Raw genomic sequence first — 16,827 nt, 5'->3', positions numbered from 1 at the left:
CTAGCGAACCTGCCACCAGCGCGGCAACAGACGCCGCACTTCCGGCCTGCGAAAGCGGTCGTCGATCAGATGCACGACGCCGCGATCGTCTTCGGTGCGGATCACGCGACCCGCCGCCTGCACGACCTTCTGCAATCCCGGATACAGGTACATGTAGTCGTAGCCGTTGCCGAAGCGCGCATCGAGCGCGCGGCGCATCTGCTCGTTGACGTCGTTGACCTGCGGCAGACCGAGCGTCGCGACGAACGCGCCGATCAGTTGCTGTCCGGTCAGATCGACCCCCTCCGAAAACGCGCCGCCGAGCACCGCGAAACCGATCCCCTGATTCATCGTCCTGAAGCGCGCGAGAAACGCATCGCGCGCGGCTTCGTCCATGCCGGGCTCCTGCGCCCACACCGGCAAGCCGGGGTGCCGCTCGCGCAGCAGCGCGACCACGCGTTGCAGATAGTCGAAACTGCTCAGGAACCCGAGATAGTTGCCGGGCTGCGCGTCGTACTGCTTCGCGATCAGCTCGACGATCGGCGCGAGCGAGCGCTCGCGGTCACGCCAGCGCGTCGACACATGAGCGGCCACGTGCACCTGCAACTGCTCCGCGCGAAACGGTCCTTCGACGTCGAGCCATTGCGTGTCGTCGGCGAGCCCAAGCGTGTCGCGATAGAAATGCTGCGGATTCAGCGTGCCGGAGAACATCACCGTGGTACGCGCGGCCGCATAGCGTGGCGCGAGAAACGGCGCGGGGATCACGTTGCGCACGCATAGCGTCGCACTGGTTTTGTCGCGCGGCGCGAAACGGTCGGCGCTCAACGTCACGTCGAACATCGAGTGCTCGCCGAACTGCTCGGCGAGCGCGACGAAGTGCATCGCGTCGAAGAAAAAGCGCAGCGCGTGTTCGTCGATCGACAACGGCGCGTCGGCGAGCTGGTCGGTCACTGCGCCAATCAGATTCTGCGCGGCGGACAGCAATTTGCCGGGTATCGCCGCGTACACCTGGTAGCTGGCCGTCTGCGCGCGTTTCACCGCATTCCACTCGCGCTGCAAGCGTTCGAGCGGCTTCTTCAGCGCCGCCGGCGCACTCTTGCGCGCGAGCCGGAACGCGCTTTGATCGAGCGACACGGTATACATGCGCCGCGCGCGTTCGAGCAGGTTGTGCGCTTCGTCGACCAGCACGCCGATGCGCCATTGGTTGATTTGCGTGAGCGCATGCAGCATCGCGCTCGCGTCGTAGTAGTAGTTGTAATCGCCGACGATCACATCGGCCCAGCGCGCGAGCTCCTGCGCCAGATAGTACGGACAGACCTCGTGCGCGAGCGCGGCCTCGCGCACCGCCGCGCGATCGAGCCGTGGCGTCGCCAGCGCGGCGGAGCGCGCCGCAGCGAGACGATCGTAAAAGCCGCGCGCGAGCGGACAGGATTCGCCGTTGCAGGCTTTGTCCGGATGCTCGCAGGCTTTGTCGCGCGCGACGAGTTCGAGCGTTCTGAGCGGCAGCGGCGCGCTCCGGTGCAGCGAGTCGATTGCATCGAGCGCAAGCGCGCGGCCCGGCGTCTTCGCGGTCAGAAAGAACAGACGATCGAGACGGTCTTCGCCGCAGGCTTTAAGCAACGGAAAAATCGTCGCCAGCGTTTTGCCGATGCCGGTCGGCGCCTGCGCCATCAACGGCTTGCCGTCGCGCGCGGCGCGATATACGGCCACCGCGAGCTCGCGCTGCCCGCGGCGAAACTGCCCATACGGAAACTGCAAGTTGACGAGCGCCGCATTGCGCGCGACGCGATGCGCGTCTTCCTGCACGGCCCAATCGAGAAATCGTTCGCACTGTTCGACGAAGAAAATTTCGAGTTCGCCCGCGCTGTGCTGCTGCGTCAGCGCGGTTTCCTTCTGACTGCCGATATCGAAGTACACGAGCGCGACCGTCAGTTCGGCGAGCCCGCGCGACTGGCACAGCAGATGCCCATAGACGAGCGCCTGTGCCCAGTGCAGCACGCGATGATTCGCGGGCATGCGTGCGAGATCGCCGCGATAGGTCTTCACTTCTTCGAGCCGGTTCGCGATTGGATCGTAGCCGTCCGCGCGGCCACGCACGGTCAGACTGCGATGCGTGCCCGTCAGCGTCAGTTCGGTTTCATAGCCACTCGCGCGACGGCCGGCGACCATCTGATGACCGGCGATGCCTTCGAGCGAAGTCGGCGCAGGCGTGAAGCGCAGATCGAGATCGCCGCGCCGCGCGGTGAATTCGCACATCGCGCGGACGGCCACCACGTAACTCATACGACGCGCTCCGCTTCGGCTCGCGGTGCGGCGTCTGCTTCGCTCTGCGCCTCTTGCCCGGCCCAGCGCACGTCGACGACGCGCACCGGCATGCCGTGCTGCGCGCAGTACGCGAGCCAGCGGCTCTGATTGTCCTGCAGGCGATCGCCCGGGCCTTTCACCTCGATCAATTCATAGCGACGCTCGGCCGGCCAGAAGCGGATCAGGTCGGGTAAGCCGGAACGATTGCCGCGAATGTCGCGCAGCAAGCGCTCGAACCACAGCTTCAGATGCGCGGCGGGCAGACAGTCGAGCGCAAGCGCGACGAGTTCGGGCGTCAACAGTCCCCAGAATACGAACGGCGACTGCATACCGGTCTTCTGATGCAGATGCCGCAAAATCGTGGCGCGGTAGACGCCGCTATCGAGCTGCGCGAAGCACGCGGCGAACTGGGTGGCGCGACGCGCGTGAAAATCCGGCGCGTGCAGATCGGCCGGTTCGCGCTGGAACGGATGAAAAAATGCGCCGGGCAGCGCCGCGAAAACCGGCTCCCAGCACAGCAGGCCGAACAGCGAGTTGATCAGCGCGTTCTCGACGTAGTGCACCGGCGCGGCGTCGCTGCACAGATGATCGCGCACCACGTATTCGACGGGCACCGGCGTGTCAGGCTTCGGCAGCACCAGCGTGGCGCGCTCCACAGGCCGCGCCCCAGCAGCGCGCGGTACGGGCATGCCGCATTTGCGCCGCAAGCGCGGCAACATCCGGGCGACCCGCTGCGCTTCTTCTTCGCTCTCGGGCGCGGCGTCGGCCTGCGAGGCAAGCGCGAGCGCTTCGCCGTAACGCTCGCTGCGCTCGAACACGCGCATGCGTCGATGACGCGCACCCGGCCACGCGCAGCCGTCGTACACCTCGAGTGCGGTGTCCCACTGCTCGCGCCGCTCGCAATCCTGGCCGATCCGGAACAGCAGTTTCGCGCGACGCGTTTCGAGCCAAGGATTCGAGGTGTCGATCGAGCGGACGGTCGTGATCAGTTCTTCGAGCGCGGTGGAGTCGCTGTCGACAGGTAGCCACTCGAGCGCTTCGCGGCACGCGTGCAGCGCGAGATAAACGTCGATGTCCGCGCGTTGCTGGAACGCCCGCGACGACGGCCCGAACGCGACCTTCTCGTACTGGAACACGCCAAGATCGGCGAGCACGAACTCCGACCAGTCCTGATGCAGATTGCCGAAGAACATCAGCCGCAAGCGATCGCACAACGGCGCGATCGCGACGTGCAGCACGCGGTCAGTAGTAGCGCCGTGCCAGGCGGCGAGCGGACGGGATGTGCATGCTTGCGCGTCGCCGCTTTCAGTTTGGTAAAACGCGCGCAGCGTTTCGAGCAGATCCGGTTTGCGCAATGCCTTCGCGCCGGGAATTCGCGCGATCGCGTCCGCGAACATCTCCAGCAATTGCGCACGCGTGCTGAGGGCAAACAGATCGTCGAGTGACAGAGCCGGCTCGCTGTCGATCCAGCGATGCGACGTCATCGGCATTGCCGCCTGCAACGGGCAGCCGATTTCGTCATAAACGAGGCGGCTCGCGCGAAACAGCGTGCCCTTGCGCATCAGCATGCGCACCAGCAACGCACGCGAGGGCTGCGGCAATGTCGCGAAAGTGTCTAGAAAAGCATGCTCTTCGTCGTCGAGCAGGTCGTCGTAACGCGCGGCGAGCCATGCAAGCGCGCGCTCGAAATTCAGCAGATAGTAAGGAGCTTCAGAGCGGATCTCTGAGCGAGCATCGGTTGCCACGGACTTTGTGCAGGACCTGTATGTTTATACAGTGATGATAGCAAAGTCCGGCGCAGCAACCGCCGCGCATCAGCTCGCGAGCCACACGACCGTCAGCGAACGCACGCCCTGCGCGCCGCGAATCAGTACGCCCTCGATGTCGGCGGTGGCTGAAGGGCCGGTAACCAGCGCCGCGTAGCGCGCGCTGCGGAAATCGTCACGGCGATAGACATCTTGCAGTCCATCGAGCAATTGCGCCGGATCGAGCAACACGACCAGATGCTGGACGATGTAGCCCAATGCATTGACCACATATTCGCGCTCGCTAAACCACACCGAGCCGGTTTCGGCGACGCCAAAGCGCGCCCGCACCACACCGACGTCGACGTCCTGCAGCGACGCGGGGTCCGTACCGGCGCCGATCACGCGCGTGCCCGGCACTTCCGCGCTCGCCGATGCGATCGATGCCGCCGCGCCAAAGCGCTCGCGAATCAGATCGCTGACGTCGCTCGCGCTTGCTGCTTCGACGCAAGTGCCGCCCATCGTTTGCAAGGCCGTCGTGAAACGCGCCCGCAGATCGCCGCCAACCGCATCGAACAGCGGCACGTCGGGACGCGGCCGCGCGGCCGGTTGCGCGGCGCGTACTTTGGCAAGAAAAGCCTCACGCGTTGTCATTGCCGCCTCCGCGATTCTTTTTGTACCAGGCATGAAAAGTCATCTTCGGTGCTTCCGGCAATTCGCGCTGCCGGCCCCAGATATTCAGAGGGTTGTACAGCACGAAATTCGGCAGCCGCCGCAACGCGCTGCCCATCGACGCTACCGTCGCGCGATACAAGGTCGGACTCGATAGCAAACGCCCCGCCATCTTCAGCACTTCCTGCTTCACGAACGGCACTTCATGCTGCTCGGCGATCACCGCCCGCCATTTATAGATCTGCTCGTGAATATTGATCTTCACCGGACACACGTTCGTGCAACTGCCGTTGAGTGTCGATGCGAACGGCAACGCGCTATAGCGTTTCAGATCGAACGTCGGATTGATGATCGCGCCGATCGGCCCCGAATAGGTGCCGCCATACGACAGGCCGCCGCTGCGTCGATAGACCGGACACGTATTCATGCACGCGCCGCAGCGTATGCATTTGAGCGAGTACCAGAAGTCCTCCATCGCGAGCCGCTCGGAGCGGCCATGATCGACGAGGATGAAGTGCATCTCGGTGCCCGGCCGCGGCGCACGAAAATGCGACGTGTACTGCGTGATCGGCGAACCCAATGCACTGCGCGACAGCATGCGCACGAATACGCCCAGGTCCGACACTTTCGGTATCAGCTTCTCGATTCCGATCGATGCGATATGCAACGGCGGCACGTTCGCCGAAAGATCGGCATTGCCTTCGTTCGTGCAGACGACGACCGTGCCTGTTTCCGCCACCGCAAAATTGCAGCCGGTCATGCCAGCCGTTTTCTCGCGCACGAAATACGGCCGCGTATTCATGCGCTGGCTTTCTGCCAGATAGTGGATGTCGCTATTCTTCGGATCGGTACCGATGGTGCGGCCGAACAGCTCGGCCACGTCCGCGCGCAGCTTATGGACGGCCGGCACGACCATATGACTCGGGTCCTGATGATCGAGCTGCTGAATGCGCTCGCCGAGGTCCGTCTCCATCACGGTAATGCCGCGCGGTTCGAGATACTCGCGCATCTTGCATTCGTCGGTCAGCATCGACTTGCTCTTGACGAGCGTCGTCATGCCGCGCTCGGACATCAGCTGGTGGACGATCGCGTTGTGCTCTTCCGCGTTCGCCGCCCAATGCACGACCACGCCATTGGACTCGGCCGCCGCCGCGAACTGCTCCAGGTAGTCGGCCAGATTCGACAGCGTGTGTTCCTTGATGCCCGACGCCAGCGCGCGCAACGTTTCCCATTCGGCAATGCCATGCGCCTGCGCGTCGCGCTTCTCGCGCAGGTCCCACAGACGCTTGTCGTGAAACGCGACATGCTCGGCTTTGCCGATAAAAGAACCCGCGGCTTTGGCGTGATCGATGCGGTGATGGTCGCCGCTCATGCGCGTGCTCCATTGAGAACCTGCGCGATATGAATGAAGCGCGCGTCGGCCTTCATGCGTTCAGCGCAACCCTGCTGATGCATCAGGCACGACATGTCGCCCGAAACGATGTACTCGGCGCCCGCGTTCAGATGGTCGCGCACCTTGTCCTGCCCCATGCGCACCGACACCGCTTCTTCGGTGACCGAGAACGTGCCGCCAAAACCGCAGCATTCGTCGGGCCTCGCCGGCTTGACGAACTCGATGCCCTTCACGCCTTCGAGCAACGTGCGCGGCTTCGAAAACGGCGTGCCGGCGATTTCCGACGCCGACGCCTGCTTCAGATGACGCAGCGCGCTGCAACTGCTGTGCAGACCGACGCGATGCGGAAACTCGGCCCACGGAAATTCGCGCGCGCCGATCACGTCGTGCAGAAACTCGACCAACTCGTAAGCGCTTGCGCGCACTTTCTTCACTTCATCAGTCTGCTCGAGCGCGGTCAGATGCTCGCGCACGTGATGAATGCAACTCGCGGACGGCCCGACGATGTAGTCGTAGCCCGCGAAGTTGCGCGCGAACAGTCGCTCGGTGGCGGCGGCGTCTGCATGCGCGCCGCTGTTGGCCATCGGCTGGCCGCAGCAGGTCTGCTGTTGCGGATAGTCGACCTCGATGCCGAAGCGTTCGAGCAGTTCGAGCGTCGCGATACCGACCTCGGGATAGAACGCGTCGATAAAGCACGGGATAAACAGCGCGACTTTCATAGGGCCTTCAGGAAATGCGGCGGGGATGATGTCTACCGACCGATGCGGCCCGTCTGCCCGCTATGGTCATGTTGGTCTGACCAAGACTATAAAAAAGTCCGTAGGCGGTGTCAATTCGGCCGCTCCCATTGAAACGCCAGAACAAGTGCGACCTTCGCCGGCGGGAACGTGTTTGTCGGTAGCAAAGCCGCTACGTTGATATAACATTGCTAATCGTCAGCACGTCTTACCCCTGTCGCATTTGTGCAATGTGTCCATGCAATATTTCACAGGGAGACAAGCGAATGAAGTTGACGACGGCAATTCGCGGCGCGCACCGGCAACAGCACAACGCCAGTGGCCCCGACCCGGGGCAACAATATCACTGTTCGCTAACGCGCCCCGCTTTGCCGCCAGTGCAACTGTCGGGATGGCATTCCTTCCTGATAGCGCTGACTTCCATTTTGATGGCCCCAGAGGCTGACGGCGAAGCTCGACACGCGATGGAGCTTGTACGGGCAGTTCGGCTACCAGTTTTCGCTCAACGCCTCCGCGACCGGGAGCCAGAGGGGCGTATGGGGCGACGTCGGGTTTCTCTACAAGTGGTGAAGACCGATCCGTTAGCGGCGCGACCGCTCAAACCGACTCCCGCAGCACCAGCCGATGTTGCAGAATGCGCGGCGCGGGGCGTTGCCCGTCCAGCAGCGCCAGCAGCATTTCGGCGGCCGCGGCGCCCAGTTCGACCATCGGCTGGGCCACGGTCGTCAGCCCCGGCTCGAAGATGTCGGCGATGGGCACATCGTCGAAGCCCATTACGGCGACGTCGTGCGGCACCCGCCGGCCGGCCTTGCTAAAGCACTTGATCGCGCCGATCGCCAACGTGTCCGACACGGCGAACACGGCGCTCGGCGGGTCCACCACCGCCAGCAGACTTGCCGCCGCCTGGCTTCCGGCCGCGTAGCTGTTATCGCCAGTGACGCAGACAAGCTCGGGCGCAGGCGCCAGACCGGCGCGCAGTAGTGCGGCGTCGTAGCCCTCGCGTCGCTGACGCGCATACAGGAAGCGCTCATCGCTGGTGATGAAGCCGATGCGCCGGTGGCCCTTGTTGATCAGGTACTGCACCGCATCCGTAGCGGCCTGGCGATGGTCGATGCTGACATAAGGCACGTCACTACCGGGCATGAACTCCGAGCAATTGACCCACGGCTTGCCGTTCGCCGCCTCGCGCCGGGCTGCCTGGTCGGACATCGGCACGAGATTGATGACGCCGTCGCTCAGGCTGCCAAGCAGCGTCGGCAGGGAGGCGTCCGCTGTGCCAGTCCACGCTTCCAGGTCCGCCGGAAGCAGCGTGTAACCGGCCTGGCGACTGACCGCGGCGGCCCCGCGCACGATCTCGGCGTAATAGGGATTCGCGAAGTCCGGCATCAGCATCAGCAGAATGCGACTCTGCCCGGTACTCAGGCTGCGGCCGAACGGATTGACGCGGTAGTCCAATGCGCTTACCGCCGCCTCGACCCGCTCACGCGTGGCCGCCGATACGGGCTTCGTGCCGTTGAGCACACGCGACACCGTGGCAATTGATACGCCAGCCTCGCGGGCGACGGCTTCGATAGAGGGTTTGCTTCGCATCGTGTTGGTTCAGGCAGCGGCGGGCCCGCTGTTAGCCGGGAGGTAACAATAGTATCACCAGAGGGAAAACTTTTTCCTACGTTGCGCTATTGAGCGTCGAACCTGCGCGGAGATTGAGACATGGCTTGCTGCGGGCCATGACGTTGCAGCAACCGGCAGCCTTATATGTTCCGCATCTCAATTGCCTTTGCCCGTATTCGTGCCTGGCTCGATCCCCGTCGCATAGGGTAAAGCCCATGTTCCAGGCAAACGGGAAAGCGCTTACCCTGCTGACCTGCACCCCGCTTTGCAGCGGTCGCTGCTCGCCATCCGAGCAAGCTGCCATCCGTGCCGCATTCCCTTGACTCTTTGGACTGACGACCATGAATCAAGCCTTGCCCATTTCCATCCAGATTTACAGCCTGCGTAATGCGGGCGATCTCGACCGGCAGCTCGACATTGCAGCCCAAGCCGGATTTCGCCAGGTGGAGCTGATCGGGTCCTTGCTCGAAGATGCGGCCGACACCCGAGACAAGCTTCAGGCGCGCGGCCTGAGCGCCTCGTCCAGCCACCTCAGCATGGCCATGCTGCGTGAGCGTTTGCAAGAAGTAGTCGCGGCGTGCGAGACCATCGGTTTCACCCAGTTGGTCATGCCCGCGGTGCCGCCAGCCGAGCGCGACAGTGACGCCGCATATTGGCGGGCGCTCGGCAGCGAATTGGGCGACTTCGCTCATCGGCTCGCCGATCAGGGCATCGGTCTCGCTTACCACAACCATGATTGGGAACTCAGGGCGAAAGAGACCGGCGCAACGGCGCTGGAACTGCTGTTCGAGTCCGCCGGAGCAAGCCCGCTCGGCTGGCAAGTGGATGTCGCCTGGCTCGTGCGCGGCGGCGCCGATCCGCTGCCATGGCTGCGTCGTTATACGGGCCGCGTGGTCTCGGCGCATGCGAAAGACCTCGCGCCGGCGGGTAAAAAACTCGACGAGGACGGCTGGGCCGACGTGGGTCACGGCGTCATGGATTGGCCCACGCTGTCCGTGGCCTGCCGCGAAGCGGGGGCGCGTTTTCTCGCCGCCGAGCACGACAATCCCAGCGACGGCGAACGCTTCGCCCGCAACGCCTTTGCCTATCTGCACCAGCTCGGAGCCTGATCCATGAAACCTGTCCTGATCGGCATCATCGGTTGCGGCAACATCAGCGATGCCTATTTCACCGGCGCGGCGAATTCGGAGTTCGCCCGCGTCAAGGCTTGCGCCGACTTGCGTCCGGAGGCCGCCCAGGCCAAGGCCGCGCAGCACGGCGTTGCGGCGATGTCGGTGGACGCGCTGCTGGCCGACCCCGACATCGAAATCGTCATCAACCTGACGGTGCCGCACGCGCATGTGCCGGTAAGCCTGCAGATTCTGGAGGCCGGCAAGCACGTCTACCTCGAAAAGCCTTTGGCTACCGACTTCGCGTCCGCACGCGCAATGCTGGCGCGAGCCGAGGCGTCGGGATTGCGTGTGGGCTGCGCACCGGACACCTTCTTCGGCGCGGCCCATCAGGCCTGCCGCGCGGCGCTCGATGCCGGCCGCATTGGGCGCCCTATAGGCGGGGCCGTGGCGGTGTTGTCTCGCGGCATGGAATCCTGGCACCCCAATCCAGAGTTTTTTTTCAAGCCGGGCGGCGGACCCATTCACGACATGGGCCCGTATTACGTGACCCAGCTGGTCAACTTGCTGGGACCGGTGGCACGCGTGTCCGCTTGCGCGACCATCGGTTTTCCACAGCGCATCATCTCCAGTGAGCCGCTCCGCGGCCAGGTCATCGAGGTCGAGGTGCCCACTACGGTCAACGGCATCCTGCAATTTGCAAGCGGCGCCAACGTGTCGATGAGTGCCTCGTGGGACGTGTGGGCTCATCAGCGTGCGCCCATCGAAATCTACGGCACCGAAGGCACGCTGTTGGGCGTCGACCCGAATTTCTTTGGCGGAAGTCCGCGCGTGGCTGAACGTGATAGCGGCTTCAAGCCGCTCGACACACAGCATCACGCCTTTGGCGTCGACAACTTCACGTTGAGAAGTGGCGCGCGCGTGGCCAACTACCGCGCCGTGGGCGTGCTGGACATGGCGGTGGCATTGCGCCGGGATCGGCCGCATCGCGCGAGCGGCGAACTGGCGTTACATGTGCTGGAGGTGCTGGATGCCTTCGAACGCTCTTCGCGCGAGGGGCGGCACATCGATATCGAGACCGCCGTGCAGCGACCCGTCGTCGTGCCATTGGGGCGAGGCGAACAGGTGTTTGTCGCCGACTGAGTCGGCTACGCTCCGTCGCCAGATGTTTCGCGTGGCCGGGCCACTCAGGAAATCACGGCAGCCGACGGCTTCGTCGCATCGTCCTTGTAAATCTCGCGCACGAAGGCCAGATGCCGCTCGGCTGCCTTGCGTGCTTTGGGCGCATCGCGCGCGACGACCGCGTCGTAAATCGCCTGGTGCTGGCTCATCAACTGCTTTTCCATCGCATCGTCGTAATCGATCAAGCGATGATACTGGCGCATGCCCTCGCGAATCAGCGTGTGAATGCCGTGCATCACATGCGCCAGCGCGACGTTATGCGTAGAGTCGGCGATCGCGAGATGAAACGCGGCATCGAGTTCGGCGAGATTCGCGCGATCACGCGACAACGACGCAGCCTTCAACGCCTCGAACGCCGCGCGAATTTTCTTCAGGTCGGTGGCGGTTGCGCGCTGCGCGGCATAGACCGTCGAAATCGCCTCGAGCCCCTGGCGCAGCTCCAGAATATCGGCACTGGTACGCGGATTCTGCAGCAGCAGTTCGGCAAGCGGCTTCGAGATGATCGGCGCGGTCACGTCGACCACGGTGAAACCGCCGCGGCCCGATGTTTCGATGTAACCGTCCGCCTCCAGCCTGATCAGCGCCTCGCGCAACGACGGCCGCGACACGCCGAGCTGCGCCGCGAGATCGCGCTCGGCCGGCAGCCGGTCACCGGGCATCAGCGTGCCCTCCGAGATCAGTTGCTTGATCTGGTCGGAAACCACGTCGGAAATGCGCTTGCGCGCGAAGGACGGAATTGGGCTGAATGGCATAAGCGGCAAACGATGAAGCGCGGTTGACGAGGCGCGCGGCTACTGCACGGTGCGTGGAATTATACCGTTCGACATCGTGCGCCGATTCGCCGATCTCAATGCGGCTGAGCCGTATAAAAGCTCACGAGATCACGCTTCATCGCATGCAGCGCGGCATCGTCGAGATACACCATGTGGCCGGTCGGATAGTAGGCGATGCGCACGTTCTCGCGCAGCGACCGATCGAGGCCAAGATGCGCGAGCGCATATTCGGTCGCGTAAAACGGCGTGGCGAGATCGAAGTAGCCGTTCAGCGACAGCACCCGCAACTGCGGATTCTGCCGCATCGCTTCGGCCAGATCGCCGCCCGCGTACGGCAGCTCCAGCCGTTCGCCCCACCATTCGCGATGTTTCCAGTCCCACTGCCTCAACGCATCGTCGCTGAACACCAGGTAACGGTCGGTCGGCGTGTAGTGCAGGTCTTCCGACAGATGCTGATGAAGCGCCGCATTGAACGCATTCGACACGCTGCTCACCGACGCATCGAAATCGGGATCTTCCGCTGCATCGTCGTAATTCAGGCCTTCGACACGCGCATCGTAGCGCCCTACGCTGCGCGACTCGTTGCGCAGCAACTCGTTTCGAAAACGCGACGGATAAAGACGCAGACGGTTGCGCTTCACGAAGCCCACGTCGAGACCGGTGTAGTACGCGACGCGCGCGGCGATCGCGTCGCGCTGATCGTCGGGCAGCGCATCGCCCTGATCGAGCGCCTGAGCATAGGGCCCGCGCGCGAACGCGCGCGCTTCGTCGACAAAGGCCGGCAAGCTCGCGGGCTTCGGCGTGACCTTGTCGTGATACCACGCGATCGCCGCGAAGCTCGGCAGATAACTCTCGCTCTTGAAATCGGTGCCGGGCGCGAACGCCGCGGAATTGAGCACCGACGACAGCAGGATCACGCCGTTCAGCGCGATATTGTGCTGCCCCAACTGATAAGCGAGCATCGCAGCGCGCGCGGTGCCATACGATTCGCCGAACAGGTACTTCGGCGAATTCCAGCGCTGATTCACCGTCAGATAGCGGTCGATGAATTGCGCAAACGCACCGACGTCCTGATCGACGCCCCAGAAGTCCTTGCCCGTGCCATGCCCGACCGGTCTCGACAGGCCCGCGCCGACCGCATCGATGAACACGAGGTCGGTCGTGTCGAGCAGGCTGTCGGGGTTGTCTTCGAGCGTGTACGGCGCGGGCGGCGTGCTCGCGGGGCTCGCGGTGCGCACGCGCTTCGGCCCGACCGAGCCCATCATCAGGAATACGCTGCCGGCGCCTGGGCCGCCGTTGAACAGAAACGTGATGGGACGCGTGGCCGGCGCTTTGGTGGGCACCGTGTACGCGACATAGAACACGCTCGCGTTGGCCGCGCCGGTCTTGTCGTGCAGCAACAGATTGCCGGCGCTCGCCGTGTAGTCGAGCTTGCGACCGTTCAAGCGCAGCGAATGCGTGGTCGTGCTGGTGGTTTCCGGCGGCACCGGAATCGCGGGCGGCGACGCCCTGTCGTTGTGAGGCCTCGCCGCGTCGGCCGAGTCCGGTGCATTCGATGCAGCCGTCCGCTTGTGCGGCTCATTCGATTCGCCGACCTGCGGCGCGCTCGGCGCGGATGCGGCGGCGTCCGTGCCTGCCCTCGCATCGGCCTGCCCGGCTGCCATGCATCGTTCGCCGAACGACACCGCACCGGCGACGGAAAGCGCCACCGTCAGCGCGGCGGCCGGCAGTCCCGCTGTCAGCAAGCGGCGCAACGAGGAACAGAAGCGAAGGGTCATGAAGTCGTCCGCGACGAGTCGAAAAGCGCTGGAGGCCGTCCAGCCGGATTGTGGAGCGCACCCGGCGCTCGATTCTTGACGCAAGTTTGTGCGGCGTCAACCTTCGGTGTCGCGGCACGCCCCAACATTACATAGCGCCTTTTCCTGCACATGGCGCACACCTGCGCAGTCGTGGCAGAATCGACAGCGCCTTCGTCGCCTTGCCGAGAATACCCAATGGACCAACTGGTACTGGATGCATTCGACGCTGCCGCGCTGATCCCGGGCTTTCGCGCGCCGCACCTGCCGCAGGAACAGCCGGCCCCCTCGACCCTCGACGCCGCCGAGCACGCGATGCGGCACTGGACGAGCACCGTCAGCGGCCCGCTGACGCCCGGCTCCGACGTGCACCGGCACGAAATGTGCCGCATGTTCCGCGAGACCTTCAATCCGTATCGCCCGTCCGTGCTCGAGTGGCCGCCACTCGAAGCCGCGACGCTCAAGCGCATCGTCGAGCTGCCGATCTGGGACATCGCCGTGCAAACCGAAGGCAGAGCCCGCCTGCGCATGGCCGCCTACGCCGCGACGCTCGACACCCCGGACCTGCGCGACGCGCTTGCGCTGAACGCGTGGGAAGAAAACCGCCATAAGGAAGTGCTGTCGCGCATGGTGCATGCGTATGGCATCGAGCTCGCGAGCGAGCCTCCGTACGTCTATCCGAAAGACACGGAGCGGGCTTACCTCGTGACCGGCTATAGCGAATGTATCGACAGCTTCTTTGCCTTCGGCCTGTTCGAAGTGGCGCGGCGCTCGGGCCTGTTCCCGCCGGAACTGACGGAAACGTTCGAGCCGGTGATGCAGGAAGAGTGCCGCCATATTCTGCTGTTCGCGAACTGGGTCGCCTGGCATCGCGCGCAGCTTTCGTGGTGGCAGCGCATCCGCTTCGAGCTCAAGGTATTGGGCGTGTGGGCGTTTCTGGTTTGGGAGCGTATCGGGCTCGCGCGTGCGATGGATGCCGACGGCAACGTCCACGAACACGATAACAACTTCACGGTCAACGGCGCGCAGTCGGTGACGGATGTCGATATCAGCGTGCCCCAATTGATGCAACTGTGTCTTCAGGAAAACGAACGCCGCTTCGCGGGCTATGACCCACGGCTGTTGCGGCCCGCAACGATGCCGCGGCTGGTGCGCTTCGGCTTGAAGTTCGTGCGTAAGAAAAAATAAGCTGCGCCGAACGCGCGCTGTGCCCGCGCGCCCCGCATTCGAGAATTGCGAATCGCCGCTTGACGGTCGAAGTCACTGGCCATCCAAGCGAGTGGCGCGGCAGTCATGCCCGCGTCAGGCTGACGCCATGCTGCTTGCGTAAGCTGGGAACCCAAGCGAACGACAAGGAGCGCGCAATGGAGTCCTTCCCGCTATTCATCATTGGCTCGCCCCGGTCCGGAACGACCTTTCTTTGTTCGGTGCTGAATGCGCATCCTCTGATCCAGCTGACCAACGAATGCCGCGTGTTTGCGTTGCTGAAGGACTTCCTCGAAGTCGGCTGCCATCGCGCCGATCTGCTCGGCGATACTTCACGCGAGCGCCTGCTCGCATTCGGCCATCGTACGCTGGGCGGGTGGGTCGAGCGCTTCTATCGGGAAGAGTTGAAGTTCGGCGCGCCGATCTGGGGCGACAAGCATCCGTCGTACGCCGACCCTACGGTACTGTCGGGCCGAACGGGTTCGATCGAACGCCTGCCGCGCTCCGGTTCCTGCTTGCGTCTGATCCGCGAACTGCTGCCGCAGGCGCGTTTCATTCATATCCACCGCGATCCTCGCCACGTGGCCAATTCGCTCGTGCACAAGCATTGGACCGGATCGATCGAGGACGGCATCCGCGTGTGGGGGCAATACGTCGGCGAGATCAACGCATTTTTCGAAGAGATACCGGCGGCTCGCGCGTTGACCGTGTCGTACCGGAAGGTCATCGAAGAACCGCGCGAAACGGCGGCCAGCATCGGTCAGTTTCTCGGCCTTGCGGATGCATCGCCGATCAGCGAGTTCCTGATCTCGCAACGCCGCTCACCGACGCCGTTCAGCGATCCGGTGACCGATATCGGCGATCTATATCTGATTCCCGATACGGCCGCGAGCGACGACACGCTGCTCGCTCTCGCCGGAACCCAGGCGCGTCGGCTGGGTTATGCGGCGGCTTGAGGTTCTCGGTCAGCCCGTCACCCCTTCCACGAACCGCGCAATCCTGTCGCACGCCTCGATCAATCGATCCTCGCCCACCACCAGCCCCAGCCTGACGAAGCCGTTCGCCGTCTCCCCGAACGCACTTGCATCGAGCACGGCCACGCCTTGCGCGCGAAACAGCTGCCACGTGAACCCGGTCGTATCGAGCCCGGTCCCGCTGACGTCGACCATCACGAACATGCCGGCTTCGGGCAACAGGCACCGCAGGCCCGGCACGCGATGCAAGCGTTCGAACACGACGTCGCGCCGCCGCCGGTAGATTTCGCGGATAGCCGCGACGATCTCCGCCCTGTTCTCCAACGCCGTCAATGCGGCCTGCTGGATGAAGCCCGGCAGGCCGTACAGCATCGCGAGCGCGAGCCGCGCCATGTGCTCGATCAGCGTCGCGGGCCCGATTGCCCAGCCGACGCGCCACCCCGCCATCGCGTGCGACTTCGACAGACTGCCGAGCGTGACCGTGCGCTCCGCCATGCCGGGCAGCGACGCAATGCTCACGTGGTCGCGTTCGAACGTCAGTTCCGCGTAGACCTCGTCGGACAGCACCCACAGGTCGTGCTCGCACGCGAGCCGGGCGATGCGCTCGAGATCCGCGCGCTGCATCACCACGCCGGTCGGATTGCACGGCGTCGCGAAGAAGATCGCCTTCGTGCGCGGCGTGATCGCCGCCGCGAGCGCGTCGCAGTCGACGTGAAACGCGCGCGCCGGATCGACCGGCACCGCGACGAGCGTCGCGCCCGCCGCGCGCACGCAGGCCTCGTAGGTCAGATACATCGGCTCGGGAACGATCACTTCGTCGCCCGCCTCCAGCAGGCACAGCGACACCGCAAACAGGCCGTTTTGCGCGCCAGCGGTCAGCACCACGTTGGCGGCGCTCACGTCACGGCCCGTGGTACGCCCGTGCTCGGCGGCGATCGCGGCGCGCAGCGGCTCGCGGCCGGCCATCGCCGTATAGTGGGTATCGCCGGCGCGCAGCGCATCGATGGCGCGCTCGACGATCGGCGCGGGCGTCGAGAACTCGGGGTCTCCTACGCTCAGCACGATCACGTCTTCGCCCCTCGCAGCCGCCTGCTGCGCGACCCGATGGATTTCCCAAGCCGACGTGCGCCGCCCTTGCAGTCGCTCGACCAGATTCGAATACCTCATTGCGCTCACCCGTTCCATTCGACTCGCCAATGTAATGGCGCGCCGACGAAACGTCCAGATACGAAAAAGGGTCATGCGAGCGGACAACCTCGCATGACCCTGTGCGCAACGTACTGCTGTTTGCGCGACTGCTTTGCTTTGCTTCAAACCCCCGTCGAACCTTATTGCAAACCCCCGTT

General features: G+C 64.3%; 13 protein-coding genes. 4 read left to right on the top strand and 9 right to left on the bottom strand.

Annotated features, from left to right (window positions below; translation table 11 throughout):
* The 6 genes from GCT19_RS32770 to GCT19_RS32745 all read right to left on the bottom strand — a co-directional run bounded on the left by GCT19_RS32770 (position 1) and on the right by GCT19_RS32745 (position 8,420).
* On the bottom strand, positions 1 to 2,262 hold the full coding sequence (locus tag GCT19_RS32770) for an ATP-dependent DNA helicase (RefSeq protein WP_152854237.1): 2,262 nt from the start codon (positions 2,260 to 2,262) through the stop codon (positions 1 to 3).
* Positions 2,259 to 4,028, bottom strand: coding sequence for a VRR-NUC domain-containing protein (locus GCT19_RS32765; protein WP_321576907.1), 1,770 nt, complete (start codon positions 4,026 to 4,028; stop codon positions 2,259 to 2,261). The genes GCT19_RS32770 and GCT19_RS32765 overlap by 4 nt, the downstream gene beginning before the upstream one ends.
* 69 nt (positions 4,029 to 4,097) lie before the next feature.
* On the bottom strand, positions 4,098 to 4,682 hold the full coding sequence (locus tag GCT19_RS32760) for a LutC/YkgG family protein (protein WP_152854236.1): 585 nt from the start codon (positions 4,680 to 4,682) through the stop codon (positions 4,098 to 4,100).
* Positions 4,669 to 6,072, bottom strand: a complete 1,404-nt coding sequence (locus GCT19_RS32755) for a lactate utilization protein B (RefSeq protein ID WP_152854235.1) — start codon at positions 6,070 to 6,072, stop codon at positions 4,669 to 4,671. The genes GCT19_RS32760 and GCT19_RS32755 overlap by 14 nt, the downstream gene beginning before the upstream one ends.
* Positions 6,069 to 6,812, bottom strand: a complete 744-nt coding sequence (locus GCT19_RS32750; protein WP_152854234.1) for a (Fe-S)-binding protein — start codon at positions 6,810 to 6,812, stop codon at positions 6,069 to 6,071. The genes GCT19_RS32755 and GCT19_RS32750 overlap by 4 nt, the downstream gene beginning before the upstream one ends.
* A 615-nt stretch (positions 6,813 to 7,427) precedes the next feature.
* Positions 7,428 to 8,420 (bottom strand): LacI family DNA-binding transcriptional regulator, encoded by a 993-nt coding sequence (locus tag GCT19_RS32745; RefSeq protein ID WP_018438181.1) that lies wholly within the window; start codon positions 8,418 to 8,420, stop codon positions 7,428 to 7,430.
* Positions 8,421 to 8,782: 362 nt separating this feature from the next.
* On the opposite strand from GCT19_RS32745, the gene GCT19_RS32740 reads away from it, so the two are divergent.
* Together GCT19_RS32740 and GCT19_RS32735 are read left to right on the top strand one after the other, a co-directional pair.
* Positions 8,783 to 9,550 carry a sugar phosphate isomerase/epimerase family protein gene (locus GCT19_RS32740; RefSeq protein ID WP_152854233.1) on the top strand — a complete coding sequence of 256 codons (768 nt, stop codon included), beginning with the start codon at positions 8,783 to 8,785 and terminating at the stop codon, positions 9,548 to 9,550.
* A 3-nt stretch (positions 9,551 to 9,553) separates the two neighbouring features.
* Positions 9,554 to 10,693 carry a Gfo/Idh/MocA family protein gene (locus GCT19_RS32735; protein ID WP_152854232.1) on the top strand — a complete coding sequence of 380 codons (1,140 nt, stop codon included), beginning with the start codon at positions 9,554 to 9,556 and terminating at the stop codon, positions 10,691 to 10,693.
* Positions 10,694 to 10,737: 44 nt separating this feature from the next.
* Here the strand turns inward: GCT19_RS32735 and GCT19_RS32730 are convergent, their stop codons facing one another.
* Together GCT19_RS32730 and GCT19_RS32725 are read right to left on the bottom strand one after the other, a co-directional pair.
* Positions 10,738 to 11,484 carry a FadR/GntR family transcriptional regulator gene (locus tag GCT19_RS32730; RefSeq protein ID WP_152854231.1) on the bottom strand — a complete coding sequence of 249 codons (747 nt, stop codon included), beginning with the start codon at positions 11,482 to 11,484 and terminating at the stop codon, positions 10,738 to 10,740.
* 95 nt (positions 11,485 to 11,579) lie between these two features.
* Complete coding sequence (locus GCT19_RS32725; RefSeq protein ID WP_152854230.1) at positions 11,580 to 13,283, bottom strand: S10 family peptidase; 1,704 nt, start codon at positions 13,281 to 13,283, stop codon at positions 11,580 to 11,582.
* A gap of 216 nt (positions 13,284 to 13,499) precedes the next feature.
* Here GCT19_RS32725 and GCT19_RS32720 point away from each other — a divergent pair, with 216 nt between their 5' ends.
* Positions 13,500 to 14,489: a ferritin-like domain-containing protein gene (locus tag GCT19_RS32720; RefSeq protein WP_152854229.1), complete on the top strand. Its 990-nt coding sequence runs from the start codon at positions 13,500 to 13,502 to the stop codon at positions 14,487 to 14,489.
* A gap of 176 nt (positions 14,490 to 14,665) precedes the next feature.
* A complete protein-coding gene (locus GCT19_RS32715) occupies positions 14,666 to 15,463 on the top strand; it encodes a sulfotransferase family protein (RefSeq protein ID WP_152854228.1) in 798 nt (265 codons plus the stop codon).
* 9 nt (positions 15,464 to 15,472) lie between these two features.
* Here GCT19_RS32715 and GCT19_RS32710 read toward each other — a convergent pair whose 3' ends face one another.
* Positions 15,473 to 16,648 (bottom strand): pyridoxal phosphate-dependent aminotransferase, encoded by a 1,176-nt coding sequence (locus tag GCT19_RS32710; protein ID WP_152854227.1) that lies wholly within the window; start codon positions 16,646 to 16,648, stop codon positions 15,473 to 15,475.
* Between the last annotated feature and the right edge of the window lie 179 nt (positions 16,649 to 16,827).

This window comes from Paraburkholderia atlantica (assembly GCF_009362785.1).
Taxonomy (GTDB): Bacteria; Pseudomonadota; Gammaproteobacteria; order Burkholderiales; family Burkholderiaceae; genus Paraburkholderia; species Paraburkholderia atlantica.
Note: the sequence above shows the minus strand (reverse complement) of the source record. Positions and strands in the feature narration are given on the sequence as shown.